The organism is Tundrisphaera macrotermitis (assembly GCF_051175315.1).
GTDB lineage: Bacteria > Planctomycetota > Planctomycetia > Isosphaerales > Isosphaeraceae > Tundrisphaera.
Window position 1 is genome coordinate 3,033,287 of the sequence record NZ_CP195100.1, and the last position, 14,782, is coordinate 3,048,068.

The following is a 14,782-nucleotide window of genomic DNA, read 5'->3' on the forward strand; positions in this document are numbered from 1 at the left end:
CGGACCGCGATAAATGCAGTGTCAGCTGGCCAGGGGAATAATTCCTGAACCTATGCAATGATGATGACTTATTGGGTTCTATCGGGGCGGCGTAGGGTTATTCTTCTGCGTCCCGGATGATCCAGCCTCTGGTCGAGGCGTAAAGCGTCAACCCCGTGGCATTCTCCCGGAGATGCCAGAGGTGATCGTCTTCGGGATCGGAGGCGAGGACCCGGACGACGTGCCCGCCCGCCACGTTCATCGTCATCGAGCGAGTGCGCCGGTCGACTTGGAGCTCGGTGATCGGTCGACCTAACAACTCGCCACGGATCGGCGTCGAGACGCGACCGAGTTGCTCCTCCGTCGGCCCTTCCTCATCCTCGGACCTGGCCTGGCTCGAATCGGCCACGACGCCCTCCGGCGAGGAGACCTCCCAGGGAGGATTGAGCCAGAATGTCAGCCCTCGGCCGTCGCCCGGATCGCAATCGACGTACAGCAGGAGGATGTCGCAAACCAGGCGAACGAAGGAGATCGGGCGTCCGATCACCTCATCTCGCATCCGCCGGAAAAGTTCATCGCCGTCCACACCGAGCCTCCGTCCGATGATCCTTGAGTCTGGCAGGCTGGGTCGAAACCCAGCGATCGACTCGGTGATGAGCTCGAAGCAGGGTCTCGACCTGGCCTACAGGACTTCATCGTGATGGGCGATGAGCGGGCCAGGCATGACACCGATCCTGGTTCGTGCTGGGGACGACGCGAGCCGTCGTCGAAGCTTCAAGCGTTGCGGCTCGGGCGGGGCTCCGATCGATCAGACCGCACGCAGGGGTGCCGGCGGGGCCGGGTGGGAAGGTGGGTTGAGCTTGCATCGGAGCAGCAACAGGGACCGTCGGCAAATCGCCGCCGCAAGCACGGCCGTCGCCGCGAGGATGAGCAGCGAGATCCTGAGATCCCAGACGAGCGGAGCCCCGGCCTTGGCGAATTGCTCGCAATGGATCCGGAGTCCGGGGACCTCCATCCGACCGTTCCATCGGATCGGTACGCCGGGAGTCCGGGGGTTGACCTGGAGCGCCTGGCCCATGCCTTCGTCGTCGAAGCGGTGGCAAATCGCCAGTTGGCCACGGCCGACGATCAGGTCAACGTCGTGCGGACCCCATGAGGCGAGGTTCCTGAATCCGAACGAGTCGGCTTCTTCGGAGGCCGTATGCACCCATCCGGCCGCCAGCACGAGGGCGATGGCCATGAACCCCAGGCAGGCCCATTCGAGTGCCGCGCGTTTCCAGCCATGACGGTGAACCGGCGTCTGGGTATTGAGCTTCATGGTCTGCACCTCAGGGAATCGTCCCGTTGAACTCGACTTCGGTTGCGTCCGCCGGGCCTGGCCCAAGCCTCCATCACTCCGGCTCGACGATAGGGGGCTCCACCCCGCGCCGGATCAATTCCTGGAACGCTTCGCTGCGGCCCTGCCTCCAGGACCGCCGCGCCTTGTTGAACTTGACCGAACGCTCCATCGTGGTGCAGGCATCGATCCAGTCGCGGATCTGCTCGACGGAGAGGTCGCGGAGATCCCGGCCGCGCAACGCCATCTGGCTCTTCGTCAGCAGGCCATCCATCGACTCAGCCCCCGTCGCCCCGGAACCGATTTTCCGGCAATCCCATCAAAGGACCGCCAACTCCAGTCGCCCGGCCATCAACCGCCGTCACGATATCATCCGTTGCCATCAGGCCGGTCTGGACGTCCCCGAAGCGATCGCCCGGATCGATCTCCAGGCGGCGAACCCCGTCAGCGAGAAGAGCGCGAGGGGCATCAGGTCCGGCCTCGTCGCCCCGTGATCCCTGCGCGAAGAACGCTCGGCCATGATGGCCCGGACGAGCCGGGTTCCGGTCGAGATGGGAGGCCCGGAGGCTCGCCGCCACTCGATGAGGCCGGCGAGGCCGATGGCGATCAACGCGACCACGATCATCAGATGGCCGATGCTTGCCCTGAACCTCATCGAATTCTCTCCGCCGAATGAACGCGGCCGCGCCGCACGACGATGGTGCCCGCCTCACCCGGGCGATGGGGGGGCGGACGTTTCGCGTCTCGGTGCGGCACGATGGCCCCACAGTGCATCCGCCCCCCGACCTGAGCGGCGATCCGGCCGGGCAGTTGAAAAAATACAACGGAACCCATTGTTGATTTGTCGCATCATAATATTGCAGATTGCCTCACAATAAACCATATTCGCATTTCGTTCCGCTCGGCGCCCGATCCCACCTCAAGGATGCCCCCCAATGCTTCGGATCGCCAAACTCGCCCTCGCCTGCACCGCCCTCGCCCTCGTGGCGGCCCCCGCCAACGCCGGTTTCGTCCCCGTTTTCCAGAGCGCCGTCTTCTCCAGCGGCACCAACTCCACCACGATCTCCTACTCCCTCAACTTCACCAGCAACGGAGCCACCGAGACCCTCGGCTCCGGCAACTTCCTCACCATCTACGACATCGCCCCGACGGCCCTCACCGCCGTCACCACCCCGGCCACTCTCACCTTCTCGACCACCACCACCGGCGTGACCCCGCCGCTGGTCGGGCCGACCGACAACCCCGCCCTCAACAACATCACCTACACCTACACCGGCAGCACGCTCACCACCGACACGACCTTCACCGTGTCCTTCTCCGTGGCCGGCAACTACACCTTCGGCACCCGGATCGGCCAGTACGGGAGCACCGACAACATCGCCCTGGGCACCAACAATCAGGTCGGGCCCGTGGCGATCCCCACCGCCGTCCCCGAGCCCGCCTCGCTCGCCATGGTCGGCCTCGGCCTGGCCGGCCTCGGCATCGTCGCCCGCCGTCGCCGCTCGATCGCCTGATCGGCCTGCCCGACGCTTGAAACCCATCGCCCCGGCCGCTCCCTTCGGAGTGGCCGGGGCGTGTTCGTTTTTATCGAGAATCGGCCTTGGTCCCGCAGGCTGGGTCTGGACCCAGCAACCGACTCGGTGATGAGCTCGAAGCGGGGTCTCGGCCCAGCTTACAGGGCTGCATCACACACCGGCTCATCGCGACCGTTCGACTTCCGGAGTGACATCAATCACACTCACGCCAGAATCTATCGACGAGTTGCTGCATCTCACGCACCATGCTGCACACGCGTTTGGACCTGATCTCGGCCAACGCCTGTTCCGCCGTGAGTCGCCGATGCCGGACCAGGTATGCGGCCACGACCGCCGGAGACCGGCTCCATCCCGCCTGGCAGTGGACCAGGACTGGCCCGGATTGGTCGACCAACCTTGATAATTTGGTCACGGCCCAGCAGAACTGCATGAAGTCGTTACCCTCGCCGTCGATCAGGGGGACGACCTCGATGGCAGACACGCCGAGATCCATCGGGGACGTCTTCGCAAGCGCATCGACCAACCCGAGGATGGATCGGATCCCGTTGCGGCGCAGCAGTTCGGGATCACTGGCCTCATGGACGCTGCCGATCGCGATCTCTCCGGTGATCCAATTCATCCAGGATCCTGGGCCAGTAAGGTGAGTCTGGTAGGCTGGGTCGAGACCCGGCGCTCGGCTCGGTGATGAGTTCGAACGGAATCCTATGGCGTCTCCGGCCTGTCCCTGAACAATCCGACCACACTCGTGCCGACCATCAGCATGCCGCCCCCGATCATGATGATACCCAGCATCATCGGGGGCCAGCCTCCGCCAGAGTCCATGTGGTCGAGGACTTCGGACCACCATTCCCGGCCATCCAGCGAAGGATCGACCATGCTGGCAAAGGCGAAGATGCAGAGGACGATCCATCCGCCGAGAACCATCAGCCCGGCACCGCAAAGGATTCTCACGGCTGACTCCAGGTGCTGGAGGCTGGGTCAAGACCCAGCAATTGACCATCGAATCGACGGGCATGCATCATCACGTCGGTCGGTCGGATGTGAAGGGATCAGGCGTGTGGGCCTCATGATGCGAAATCGGGCCCGATCGAGCAAATACTATGCTAAGCGGCCCGCGAAATCCTGAAGTTAAGGGGAGGGACGCGACGCGCGTCCATCCGTGATCGACTTCATGACGTGGGACCCTTCATCATGGCTTGCAGCCCCGCGCGCCTCGCCGCGAATCGTGCCAACGCGAAATTGTCGACCGGGCCGAAGAGCGATCAGGGGAAGGCCACGTCCCGGAGGAACTCGCTGAAGCACGGCCTGAGCGGCGCCGGGGTGGTCCTGCCGCCCGACGACGTGGCCAAGGTCGACGCCCTCTCCGCCGAACTCGTGGAGGAGATGAAGCCCAGGGGCGCCATGGGGCGGGTCCTCTTGCGGCAGTTCGCCATCTTCTCCGCCCGGATCGACCGCTGCGAGCAGCAGGAGGCGGCGGCCCGGGCCCGGCGCGTCCGCGACGCGGAGAAGGACCGCGACGTCGCCCGCCGCGCCGAGGTCAACGCGATCGCCGCCAACCTGGAGAACGACCCCGACGGGACGGTCCGGACCCTGTTGCAGACGCCCGAGGGGATCGACGGCCTGATCGAGTCGTGGCAGGAAATCCGGGGCCACCTGGACCGGCCCCGACGGTTCGCCTGGGGCGATTGGCACGCGAAAAGGGTCGATTACCTGATGGGCCGCCACCCGGGGATGCACCCGCCCAGCCCTCTCGAAGCCCTGAGCCAGGCGTTGCGGGGCGACTTCTCGATGCTGGGGGAAGGGCAGGGGGCCGGCCTCCGGCGGGATCGACGCATGGCCTGGGCCCGCGAGCAACTGGGCGCCCTGATCGACGCCGAGGTGGCGGAACTCCGGGCGGTGCGAGCGTCGATCGACGCCCAGAACGAAGCCACCGACCGGGCCGAGGCGGCCGACCGCGCCCTGTTCGACCCCTCCCCGGAGGGCCAGCTCGCCCGGAAGTACCAGGCGGCGGCCGAGCGCGGCCTGTTCCGCGCCCTGCGCGAGTACCGGGCCCACGAACGGCAGACCGAGGTCGAGGCCCCGCCCGAACCGGCCGCGCCGGCCGCGCCGGCCGCCCCTTCTCCCCGAGTCTCGAAGCCGGCGGCGGCCGCGGCCCGGCCGGCCCCGGCTCCCCCCGTCATCGCGGCCCCGACCCCGCCGCCCTCCCGAACGAAGCCAACGCCCAGGGTGGGCGGCCCGGCCATCGGCAGACCGGACGCGTCCACCATCCGGGGATTCGCCTGATTCCGCCCGCCTGGACGCCCCCCCGTTCCTTGGCAATTCGATGCAGGGCCCGCCGACCGGCCGGCCTGCGCCCTCATTTGACCTGGAAGTAGCCCCAGATCTCGACCGCCTCGCCCCCTTCGAGGGCCGCGTCGACGCGATAGCTGACCGGCGTCGCCCGCTCGAACGTCGCGAGGGGCACGCGCGCGGGCGGCTCGCCGGCCGTCCCGATCTCGGCCTTCCCTTCGATCCAGGGGCCGGCCAGCTCGGTCTGGTAGCGGATCCGGAGCGACTTGACCTTCGCGCCGGCCGGCCACCGGACCCGGAGCGCGACCGGCTCGCCGGCCTTCGGCACGGTCGGGTCCTGGAGGGCCGTGAACGCGGTGAAGAGGGCTTCGGAGGCGTCGTTGCGCCGCTCCTGGGGCGGCAACCAGTTCAACTTCTTCTTCTGGTCGACGTTCAGGAAGGTCTCGTTGATCCATCCTTGATATTGGGCCACGCCCATGACCGAGCCGTCGACCGGCTCCGGGTGGGGCAGGCCGATCGTGTGGCCGACCCCTTCGTGATAGACCACGCAATCGGACCCGGAATAGGGCACCCGCCAGCCGTCGGCGCTGACCAGCCCGAGCCCGAACCCTTCCCGGGACCAGTAGGTCGCCCGCGCCCCGCCCGACTCGGCCCCGGGGAAGTGCCGTCCCCCCCGGCCGATGTTCCCCTCGTGCACCTCCTTGCCGTCGACCACCCGGGTGCGGCGGAAGTCGTCGAGTTCCCGCCAGTTGATCTCGCTCAGGACCAGCAGGATCGGGAAGGCTTTCCGGGACTCGCCCGGCCACTTCAGCGCCTTCCGGGTCTCGTTCACGGTGTTGTAGAACGTCGCGTTCGGGTCGTTGCCCCGGACCTCCTCGGCCGTCTTCGCGGAGCGGAACGGCTCGGGCCGGACGATGACCTTGAGGTTGGACTGGCCGTCGAGTTCCCGGCGATGGAACGCCTCGATCCGCTTCGCGAAGTAGCCGAGCCGGTCGTGCCAGTCGGCCAGGGGCTCGCGATCCTCGGGCACGAAATAGACGAAGGTCACCTCGATGTCGTCGATCGGATGCTTGCCGTCGAAGGTACGCATCCTTTCATTCGCGAGGGCCGACCGGGCGAGGAGGGCGATGGAGAACAACACGACCATGCGACGGGTCATCGATCGGGCTCCGCGGGCCGGGGTGGAGGTTTCGCGATCAGGTTATCACGGCCCGGCCCGGGATGCTGTCGGGTGGCAGGGCGGATTCGAATCCGGGATCCGGGCGAGCGTTTGCGGTTGTGGGTCGGGGGGGAAGTCCCTACAATGGTCGATTCTTCGGCCGGGCGGGATGGATCGGGACGCGACTTGCCATGTTTGACGACCTTCAGAAACGGCTCGGGACGGCGTTCGGCCGCTTCCGCACGCGCGGGCTGTTGACCGAGGCGAACATCTCCGAGGGGCTCCGCGAGGTCCGATCGGCCTTGCTGGAGGCGGACGTCAATTACGACGTCGTCACGGAGTTCATGGACCGGGTCAACGCCAAGGCCGTCGGGGCCCAGTTGATCAAGACGGTCCGGCCCGAGCAGCAGGTCGTCAAGATCGTCCACGACGAGCTGATCGAACTGATGGGCCCGGGCGATCCGGCGATCAAGTTCGAGAAGTCCGGCCCGACGATCCTGATGCTCTGCGGACTCCAGGGGGCCGGCAAGACGACCACCGTCGGCAAGCTGGGCAAGCTGCTGCTGGGGCAGGGGCGCAAGCCGCTTTTGGTCGGGGCCGACCTCCAGAGGCCGGCGGCCGTCGAGCAGCTGCGGGTGATCGGCGAGCAGCTCGGGCTGCCGGTCTTCAGCCAGGCCGGGGTGAGCCCGGTCAAGGTCTGCCAGGACGCCGTGGCCGAGGCCAACCGCCAGGGCCGCGACACGATCATCCTCGATACCGCCGGCCGGCTCCACATCGACGACGCGTTGATGTCCGAGCTGAAGCAGATCGAGAAGAAGGTCAAGCCGCACCAGGTCTACTTCGTCTGCGATGCCCTGACCGGCCAGGATGCCGTGGCCTCGGCCGGGGCGTTCAACGACGCCCTGGAACTCGACGGCGTGATCCTGACCAAGCTCGACGGCGACGCCCGCGGCGGTGCCGCGCTGTCGGTCAAGCAGGTCACCGGGGTGCCGATCAAGTTCGTCGGGATGGGGGAGAAGCTGGACAAGCTCCAGCCGTTCGACCCCCGGCGGATCGTCGGCCAGATCCTCGGCATGGGCGACATCGTCGGCCTGGTCGAGGCGGCGCAGACGGCGGTCGACGAGGAGGAGGCCAAGCGCCAGCAGGAGAAGCTGGCCAAGGGCAAGTTCGACCTCGACGACTTCCGCAAGCAGATCATCCAGATGAAGTCGATGGGGTCGGTCAAGGACCTCATGAAGATGATCCCCGGCATGAACCAGATGTCGGCGGGCCTGGAGGGGATCGACGCCGACGGCGAGGTCCAGCGGATCCAGGGCATCATCGACTCGATGACCAAGGCCGAGCGCCGCGATCCGCACATGATCGACATCTCGCGTCGGAGGCGGATCGCCGCCGGCGCCGGGGTCGACCCGTCGGACGTGTCCGGGCTGGTCAAGCAGTTCGACGCGATGGCCTCGGTCGTCAAGCAGATGGCCTCGATGACCATGCTCGACAAGGTCCGCGCCCTGTCCGGCCTGGGCCGCGCGGGTGCCTTCAACCCCGGGGCGACGCTGAACGCCCTGAAGGGGAGCACCGGCAAACGGCTCAGCCCGAAGGAAAAAGAGAAGGCCAGGAAAGAGCGGGAGAAGGAAGAGCGCCGCAAGCGTCGCGAGATGCGCGACAAGGGCGGGCCCCCGGCGTGACCTGAACTCCCCCCCACCGTGCACCGCCCGGCCCCGGACGACGAACCGTCCCGGGCCGGCATTCCCGTGCTGTCGATCGATAGGGTGATGCCGAACGCCGGGCGTGATGCCCGGCCGGAGGCGCGAGGCCGCCGTGGGCTCGGGACCGGCCTCGTCCCCGCGAGGGGCGTCCCCGATGGACTCGCCATGCGTCCGAGCCGTCCCTTTCCCCGAAGAGGTTTGCCGTGGTCCGCATTCGCATGAAGTCGTTCGGCCGCCGTCACCGCCCGTTCTACCGGATCTGCGCCATGGACTCGCGCACCGGCCGCGATGGACGCGCCATCGAGGAGCTGGGCCACTACGACCCGATGGTCCGCAACAAGGAAGCCCGCACGGTCCTGGACGTGAGCCGGGTCCGCTACTGGCTGTCCGTGGGCGCCCAGCCCAGCGAGAAGGTCGCGGCCCTGCTCCGCGCCCACAAGATCGAGAAGCCCGCCCCCGGCGAGCCGTGGCAGGTCGCCGAGCCGGCGCCCGCCCCCGCCGCCGAGACGGCCCCGGCCGCCGCCCCGACGACCCCGCCGACCTCCTGAGGCCCCCGGGCCGCCGAGACCCGAGACGATGTCGCCCCCGACGCCCTTGCTCCGCGTGGACGTGCTGACCCTCTTCCCGGACCTTTTCCAAGGGTTCCTGGGCGAGAGCATCCTCAAGCGCGCCATCGCCAAGGGATTGGTGGACGTCCGGCTCTGGGACCTGCGCGACTGGGCCGAGGGGAAGCACAGGCAGGTCGATGATCGCCCCTTCGGCGGCGGTCCCGGCATGGTCCTGATGGCCCCCCCCATGGTCGCGGCGGTCGAGGCTCTCCGGGCGATGGCCGATGCCGGTGGGCCCGGGCGATTGATCGCCATGACCCCGCAAGGCCGGACCCTGACCCAGGAAACGGTGCGGACCCTGGCGCGCGAGCCCCGGCTGGTCCTGCTGTGCGGACGCTATGAAGGGTTCGACGAGCGGATCTTCGAGATCCTCGAGCCCGAGCTGATCTCGATCGGCGACTACGTGCTGTCCGGGGGCGAGGTCGCGGCCATGGTCGTCATCGACGCCGTGATGCGGCTGATCCCCGGGGTCCTCGGCGACGCCGAGAGCGCGGTCGACGAGTCGTTCGGCCCCGACGGCGGGCTGGAATATCCCCACTACACGCGGCCGCGGACCTATCGCGACCGGGCCGTCCCCGAGATCCTCCTGAACGGCGACCACGCGGCGATCGAACGCTGGCGCCGGGACCAGGCACGCGGGCGGACCGCCGAGAGGCGACGCGACCTCCTCCATCCTCCTCAAGACACCAGACTCGAACCGCCCGGAGAGCCGGGACCGCCCGAGCCGGGCGGCAGAAAGGAAGTCGTGAGCCATGCAGAATAAATTCATGGAGCTCGTCGAACAGTCGAGCATGAAGGCGAATCTGCCGAAATTCGAGATCGGCGATACGGTCGACGTCCACGTCCGGATCCTGGAAGGCGAGAAGGAACGGATCCAGATCTTCAACGGCGTGGTCATCGCCCGCTCGGGCACCAAGACCCGCGAGATGTTCGTGGTCCGCCGGATCGTGCAGGGCGAGGGCGTGGAGCGCAAGTTCCCGATCCACTCGCCGCGGATCGCCGACATCGTCGTGAAGCGGTCGGGCAAGGTCCGCCGCGCCAAGCTCTACTTCCTCCGCGAGCGGACCGGCAAGGCCGTCCGCCTCAAGGAGCGTTTCCCGACCGCCTCCGCCTCGCCGGCCGAGGCCGCGGCCGCCAAGGCCGAACGCCGGGCCGTCCGCGCCGCCAAGAAGGCGGCGCGTGCCGTGGCCGCCGCCGCCAGCAAGGCCGCCGCGGCCGCCGGCTCGGCCGTCTCCTCTGCGGTCGAGACCGTCACCGGCTCGGGCGACGAGTCCAAGGAAAGCTGAGGCCCTCCGCCTCTCGGATCGCCGACTCTCCCACGCCGCCTCGCCCGGAGGTTCCCCTCGGGCGAGGCGGCGTCGTAGGATAGGAGGCCGACCCCGAGGAGGAGACGCCCATGCTCGCCGCGCCCGCCGAACCGAACGCCGACGGCCCGACCATCGGCCAGTACCTGATCGACCGCCTCCATGCGATGGGGCTGGGTCATGTCTTCGGGATCCCCGGGGACTACATCCTCACCCTCTACAAGCTCCTGGAAGAAAGCCCGATCGGCCTGGTGGGCATGACCCGCGAGGACTCCGCCGGGTTCGCCGCAGACGCCTATGCCCGGGTCCGGGGCCTGGGCTGCCTGTGCGTGACCTACTGCGTGGGCGGCCTGAGCGCCTGCAACAGCGTGGCCGGGGCGTTTGCCGAGAAGTCCCCGGTGGTGGTCCTGACCGGGTCGCCGGGCCTGGCGGAGCGGGCCCATAACCCCCTGCTGCACCACAAGGTCCGCGACTTCTCGACCCAGTTCGAGGTGTTCGAGAAGATCACGATCGCCGCGGCGGTGATCGACGACCCCTCGCGGGCCTTCGCGGAGATCGACCGCGTGCTCGCCGCGGCGGTCCGATACAAGCGGCCGGTCTACCTGGAGATCCCCCGCGACATGGTGCTGGTCCGTCCGGGCACGCCGCCCCGACCGCCGGTCGAGCCGCCTCCCAGCGACCCGGATGCCCTCCGCGAGGCGCTCGACGAGGCGGGGGCATTACTGACCGCCGCCAAACGACCGATGATCCTGGCGGACGTGGAGATCCATCGATTCGGGCTCCAGGATGACATGCTCGCCCTGGCAGAAGGGGCGGGGCTGCCGATCGCCACGACGATCCTGGGCAAGAGCGTGATCAGCGAGTCCCACCCGCTGTTCGTCGGGGTGTACGAGGGGGCGATGGGCCGGGCCGAGGTCGCCGAATGCGTCGAGGGGGCGGACTGCCTGCTGATGCTCGGCTGCTTCCTCACCGACTTCAACCTGGGGATGTTCACGGCGAAGCTCGACCCGTCGCGGTGCATCGACGCGACCAGCGAAGACCTTCGGATCCGCTACCACCACTATCGCGACGTCCGGCTGGAGGACTTCGTCCGGGGGCTCCACGAGCGGCAACTGAAGTTGGCCCGCCCGCTGGTGCCGCCCCGGGTCCCCATCGAGCCCGGCCCCTGGGTGGCGGTGCCCGACGCCCCGGTCACGTCGGATCGGCTGTTCGCCCGGATCGACCGGATGCTCGACGACCGGATGGCGGTGATCGCCGACATCGGCACGTCGTTGTTCGGCGCGGCCGACCTCCACATCGCCCGCCGCACCGAGTTCATCAGCCCGGCCTATTACACGTCGATGGGATTCGCGGTGCCGGCCGCCGTGGGGGTGGGGATCGCCAACCGCGACCTCCGGCCCCTGGTGATCGTGGGCGACGGGGCGTTCCAGATGACCGGGCTGGAGCTTTCCACGGTCGCCCGCCACGGGCTCAACCCGATCGTCATCGTCCTGAACAACAAGGGTTACACGACCGAGCGGTTCCTGCTGGAGGGCTCGTTCAACGACATCCACGACTGGGCGTTCCACAAGATCCCCGACCTGCTCGGCGTCGGACTGGGGCTGGACGTCCGCACCGAAGGGGAACTGGATCAAGCCCTGGACCGGGCCATTGCCAATGCCGGATCCTTCACGATCCTGAACGTCCACCTCGACCCGATGGACCGCAGCCCGGCCCTGGATCGGCTGGCGTCCCGGCTCTCGAAGTTGGTCTGAGTCGCAATGCGATCGGGCCGCCCCCCGCCATGAGGCGAGGGACGGCCCGAAGTCGCGACGATGGCCGGGGGCGGGCGTCAGAACGACGTGTAGATGTCTTTCTGGCGGTTGCGGGGGATCACCTTCACCTTGTGGGTGAACTGGATCGACTGCCCCTTCTTGAACTGGCCCCGGGTGCGGATCTTGTTCGAGACGGTGTTGACGCCCAGGTACTTGTCGTTGACGGTGGTGCCGGCCGGGGCCTGGTGGAGCCTGGCCTTGGTCTTTCCGCCCTTGGCGAAGATCTGCTGCCGGGCCCGGAAGCCGGGGGCGGGCAGGAACTGCTCGTAGGCCACCGACACCGGCAACGGCTTGTAGGAGTTGAGGTGCTCCAGGGTCTCGACGCCCGGGACCAACTCGCCGCCGTAGGACCCGCTGAAGGTGCTCGGGATGTAGGCGGAGACGAACGGATTGAAGAAGCCCACCGAGCCGCCGCCAGGGGTCGGGTTGGGCGGGGTGTTGCCGGTGAGGGAGGCGATGGTGCTGCCCACGATCGGCAGGCCGTTGGTGGTGTCGGCCGAGAACAGGACTGGCAGGGTGGTGCCGGTCGTGTCGAGGCCCGAGGTCGAGATGGTGAACGAGGCCTCGGGCACCCCATCGCCGTTGACGTCGGGCACGCTGGTCAGGGTCACGCCGGGGAAGGCCACCCCGTTGATGACGATCGAGGCGGGGTCGAGCTGGGTGAAAGGCGCGAGGGCCGGCTGGGTGGGGGTGGCCGGGGTGCTGGCCACGAAGATCGTGATGGACGTCGTGGTGCTCGGGTTGAACGCGTAATTCGGCGTCAGGCTGTTGATGCCGATCGCCGGGTTGATCCGGTCGAGGAGCTTCAGCCCGGACACGGCGAATGCGGTCCCGGCCAGGGGCCGGGTCGTCACGGTGCCGGCGGCGTTGCCGATCACGCTCGGGTTGTAGCCCGGCGCCCCGACGATCAGGTCATCCAGGGGGTCCTGGTCCACGGTGTAGAACCGGTTCGCCGCGAACAGCGGGCGGGTCGACACCGAGGTGCCCAGCGCGGCGGGGGCTCCGCCGGCCGAGTTGGTGGCCGTCAGGGTCTGGGCCTGGACGATCGAGATGCTCGTGGACGCCCCGGGGGCCGCGAAGATGGACGGGATCACGTAGACCGCACCCAGGCCGCCGGCGGTGCCCGGGGCCCCGACGGCGATCCCCTTCAGGAACCCGGCCTGTTCGCCGTTGTACAGCGCGATCGGGGCGAGGGAGTAGCCGGTCAGGTCGCCGGGGGTCGCCGCGGTGAAGTACTGGGTCGACAGCGGGCCGCCGGCGAACGGGTCGATCTGGAACGTGCCGTTGATGCGGGTCAGGCTGGACCGGCCGTAGACGACCGCCGCGAAGCCCGAGTTGGCCGCGCCCGGCGCCCCGATGAGCACGTCGTCGAAGCCGTCGTTGTTGAAGTCGCCCGCCGAGTTCACCGCGAAGCCGAGCCGGTTGGCGGAGATCCCGTTGAGGATCAGGCCCTTGACCGGGAAGGGGATCGCCGTGGTGGGCGTGGCCACGCCGACGGTCGACAGGGCGTAGGTGCCGCCGCCGGGGGCGATTGTCGCGGCGGCCGTCCCTTCGAGCGTCTGGTTGCCGTAGATCAGGTAGGAGCGGCCCGACGTGAAGGCGCCGGGGGTGGCCGGGCCGGGGGCTCCGATCAGGAGGCCGTTGATGGCCTGGATGTTGGCGGTGGAAGTCCCGTCGTAGTCGCCGAAGTTCCCGGCGGTGGACAGGGCGGCACCGGCGCGATCGTTGGCCTGGCCGGTGAAGATCACGCCGCTGGTGGTCGCGAAGGTGGTCAGGTTGACGCCCAGCCCCGCGCCGGCGACCGAGGCGCCGGAGAGGGTGTAGACCGTCCCGGCGTTGCCGTTGGTGCCCGGGGCGCCGATGGCGAGGTCGTTGACGGTGGTCCCCTTGGTGATGAACTTCCCGATGCCGGCCACCGAGGCGCCGACCTGATCTCCCGCGTTGGGAGAGGTGAAGCTGGCCACCCGCGTCGGGGCCGTGCCGACGTCGAGGTTGACGTTCGCCCCGCTCGAATTGGCGAGGTTCGGGCTGCCGAAGACGACGTAGGCCGTGCCGCCGGTCCCCTGGTTCGGGGCGCCCAGGGCGAAGTCGTTCAGGCCGTCGCCGTCGAGGTCGCCCACGCCGGCGACCGACGCGCCCAGCTGGCTGTTGGTGCTGGACGTCGTGAAGGTGATCCCGTCGAAGTTGAAGCCGACGGGCGAGCCGTCGGTGGGGGTGACGATCAGGGGATTGACCTGGCCGGTCGTGCCCAGGCTGAGGAGGTCGCCCACCCGCTCGTTGGGCGTGAGGTTCAGGAAGTTCGTGACGGTGCCGCTATTGACCGTCTTCGACCCGAAGATCAGGTAGACCTTGCCCTGGCCGGTGCCGATCCCCGTGCCGGTCCCGGTCGGGGCCGTGATCGTCGGCGAGGAGACCAGGAAGCTGTCGTAGCCCGAGCCCGTGACGTCGCCCACGTTGGCGACCGTGAAGCCGGCCCCGTCGCCGGAGGCGGCCCCGATCTCCTGGACGCCGATCGAGAGGTTGGAATTGGAAGCCTGGGACTGCGCGATGTTGGCGAGGTCCACCACCGCCATCAGCTTGCGGTCTTCAAGCCGTTCGTTGCTCGGGCGGAACGAGATGCGTCGTCGGGAAGACGGCGAACCGGGCCCACGCTTGCCTGAATGCATCATCGGAGACTCCCTCCTCCAAGCTCTTGGTCGCAACCGGGCGGGCCGGGGGCCTTTCCGGCCGGAATCTCCCGGGGACCGGGCCTCCTGTGCCCTTCATCCCCCTGGCTGACCGGCGCGACTCCGCGGCCGTCAATAGGAATTCCGTTCCTGCTCACTTTGTTCGGCCCGTCGGCGGCCCGGCCTGCAACCAAAGGCACCGGGAAAGGAGAGGGGCCCGCGGGCACAACCGGCCATTTCGTCTCAATCGATCCGACCGGAGCGACCGATACCCCCCATATCGAATTGAGAGGCGCCGTCCCCACTCCCTCTGTGCCTCGCCCCTCCCGGGACCTGGCCGGGACGGAAGCCACCGCGTCGCGACCCTCCGTATCACCGACCCCGCCGGC

13 protein-coding genes and 1 pseudogene are annotated in these 14,782 nt (G+C 68.4%); 7 read left to right on the forward strand and 7 right to left on the reverse strand.

Annotated elements, in window-relative coordinates; genetic code table 11:
- Positions 1 to 97: 97 nt before the first annotated feature.
- The 3 genes from TA3x_RS12155 to TA3x_RS12165 form a co-directional block, all read right to left on the reverse strand.
- Positions 98 to 565, reverse strand: a complete 468-nt coding sequence (locus TA3x_RS12155) for a hypothetical protein (protein WP_435021544.1) — start codon at positions 563 to 565, stop codon at positions 98 to 100.
- Between the two features lie 222 nt (positions 566 to 787).
- The gene (locus TA3x_RS12160; RefSeq protein ID WP_435021546.1) at positions 788 to 1,363 is read right to left on the reverse strand and encodes a hypothetical protein; all 576 of its coding nucleotides are present in this window, start codon (positions 1,361 to 1,363) and stop codon (positions 788 to 790) included.
- Positions 1,364 to 1,370: 7 nt separating this feature from the next.
- The gene (locus tag TA3x_RS12165) at positions 1,371 to 1,589 is read right to left on the reverse strand and encodes a hypothetical protein (RefSeq protein WP_435021548.1); all 219 of its coding nucleotides are present in this window, start codon (positions 1,587 to 1,589) and stop codon (positions 1,371 to 1,373) included.
- A gap of 661 nt (positions 1,590 to 2,250) precedes the next feature.
- Between TA3x_RS12165 and TA3x_RS12170 the strand changes: the two genes are divergently transcribed.
- Positions 2,251 to 2,829, forward strand: a complete 579-nt coding sequence (locus TA3x_RS12170) for a PEP-CTERM sorting domain-containing protein (protein ID WP_435021550.1) — start codon at positions 2,251 to 2,253, stop codon at positions 2,827 to 2,829.
- Positions 2,830 to 3,043: 214 nt separating this feature from the next.
- On the opposite strand, the gene TA3x_RS12175 is transcribed toward TA3x_RS12170, so the two are convergent.
- Together TA3x_RS12175 and TA3x_RS12180 are read right to left on the reverse strand one after the other, a co-directional pair.
- Positions 3,044 to 3,469, reverse strand: coding sequence for a dual specificity protein phosphatase family protein (locus tag TA3x_RS12175; RefSeq protein ID WP_435021552.1), 426 nt, complete (start codon positions 3,467 to 3,469; stop codon positions 3,044 to 3,046).
- Positions 3,470 to 3,552: 83 nt separating this feature from the next.
- Entirely contained in the window at positions 3,553 to 3,801 is a 249-nt protein-coding gene (locus TA3x_RS12180; RefSeq protein ID WP_435021554.1) for a hypothetical protein, read from the reverse strand.
- Positions 3,802 to 4,041: 240 nt separating this feature from the next.
- Here TA3x_RS12180 and TA3x_RS12185 point away from each other — a divergent pair, with 240 nt between their 5' ends.
- On the forward strand, positions 4,042 to 5,133 hold the full coding sequence (locus tag TA3x_RS12185) for a hypothetical protein (protein ID WP_435021556.1): 1,092 nt from the start codon (positions 4,042 to 4,044) through the stop codon (positions 5,131 to 5,133).
- A gap of 73 nt (positions 5,134 to 5,206) precedes the next feature.
- Here TA3x_RS12185 and TA3x_RS12190 read toward each other — a convergent pair whose 3' ends face one another.
- Positions 5,207 to 6,298 (reverse strand): hypothetical protein, encoded by a 1,092-nt coding sequence (locus TA3x_RS12190; RefSeq protein ID WP_435021557.1) that lies wholly within the window; start codon positions 6,296 to 6,298, stop codon positions 5,207 to 5,209.
- Between the two features lie 191 nt (positions 6,299 to 6,489).
- On the opposite strand from TA3x_RS12190, the gene ffh reads away from it, so the two are divergent.
- The 5 genes and pseudogenes from ffh (at position 6,490) to TA3x_RS12215 (ending at position 11,667) form a co-directional block, all read left to right on the forward strand.
- Positions 6,490 to 7,980, forward strand: a complete 1,491-nt coding sequence (gene ffh, locus TA3x_RS12195) for a signal recognition particle protein (protein WP_435021559.1) — start codon at positions 6,490 to 6,492, stop codon at positions 7,978 to 7,980.
- A gap of 224 nt (positions 7,981 to 8,204) precedes the next feature.
- Entirely contained in the window at positions 8,205 to 8,549 is a 345-nt protein-coding gene (rpsP, locus tag TA3x_RS12200; RefSeq protein WP_435021561.1) for a 30S ribosomal protein S16, read from the forward strand.
- 28 nt (positions 8,550 to 8,577) lie between these two features.
- Positions 8,578 to 9,372 (forward strand): tRNA (guanosine(37)-N1)-methyltransferase TrmD, encoded by a 795-nt coding sequence (gene trmD / locus TA3x_RS12205; RefSeq protein WP_435021563.1) that lies wholly within the window; start codon positions 8,578 to 8,580, stop codon positions 9,370 to 9,372.
- Positions 9,362 to 9,703: pseudogene (rplS, locus tag TA3x_RS12210) on the forward strand (50S ribosomal protein L19); the annotation flags it as partial. The gene trmD and the pseudogene rplS, both read left to right, overlap by 11 nt.
- 302 nt (positions 9,704 to 10,005) lie before the next feature.
- Positions 10,006 to 11,667: an alpha-keto acid decarboxylase family protein gene (locus TA3x_RS12215; RefSeq protein WP_435021565.1), complete on the forward strand. Its 1,662-nt coding sequence runs from the start codon at positions 10,006 to 10,008 to the stop codon at positions 11,665 to 11,667.
- Between the two features lie 77 nt (positions 11,668 to 11,744).
- On the opposite strand, the gene TA3x_RS12220 is transcribed toward TA3x_RS12215, so the two are convergent.
- Positions 11,745 to 14,396: a beta strand repeat-containing protein gene (locus TA3x_RS12220; RefSeq protein WP_435021567.1), complete on the reverse strand. Its 2,652-nt coding sequence runs from the start codon at positions 14,394 to 14,396 to the stop codon at positions 11,745 to 11,747.
- Positions 14,397 to 14,782 lie beyond the last annotated feature (386 nt).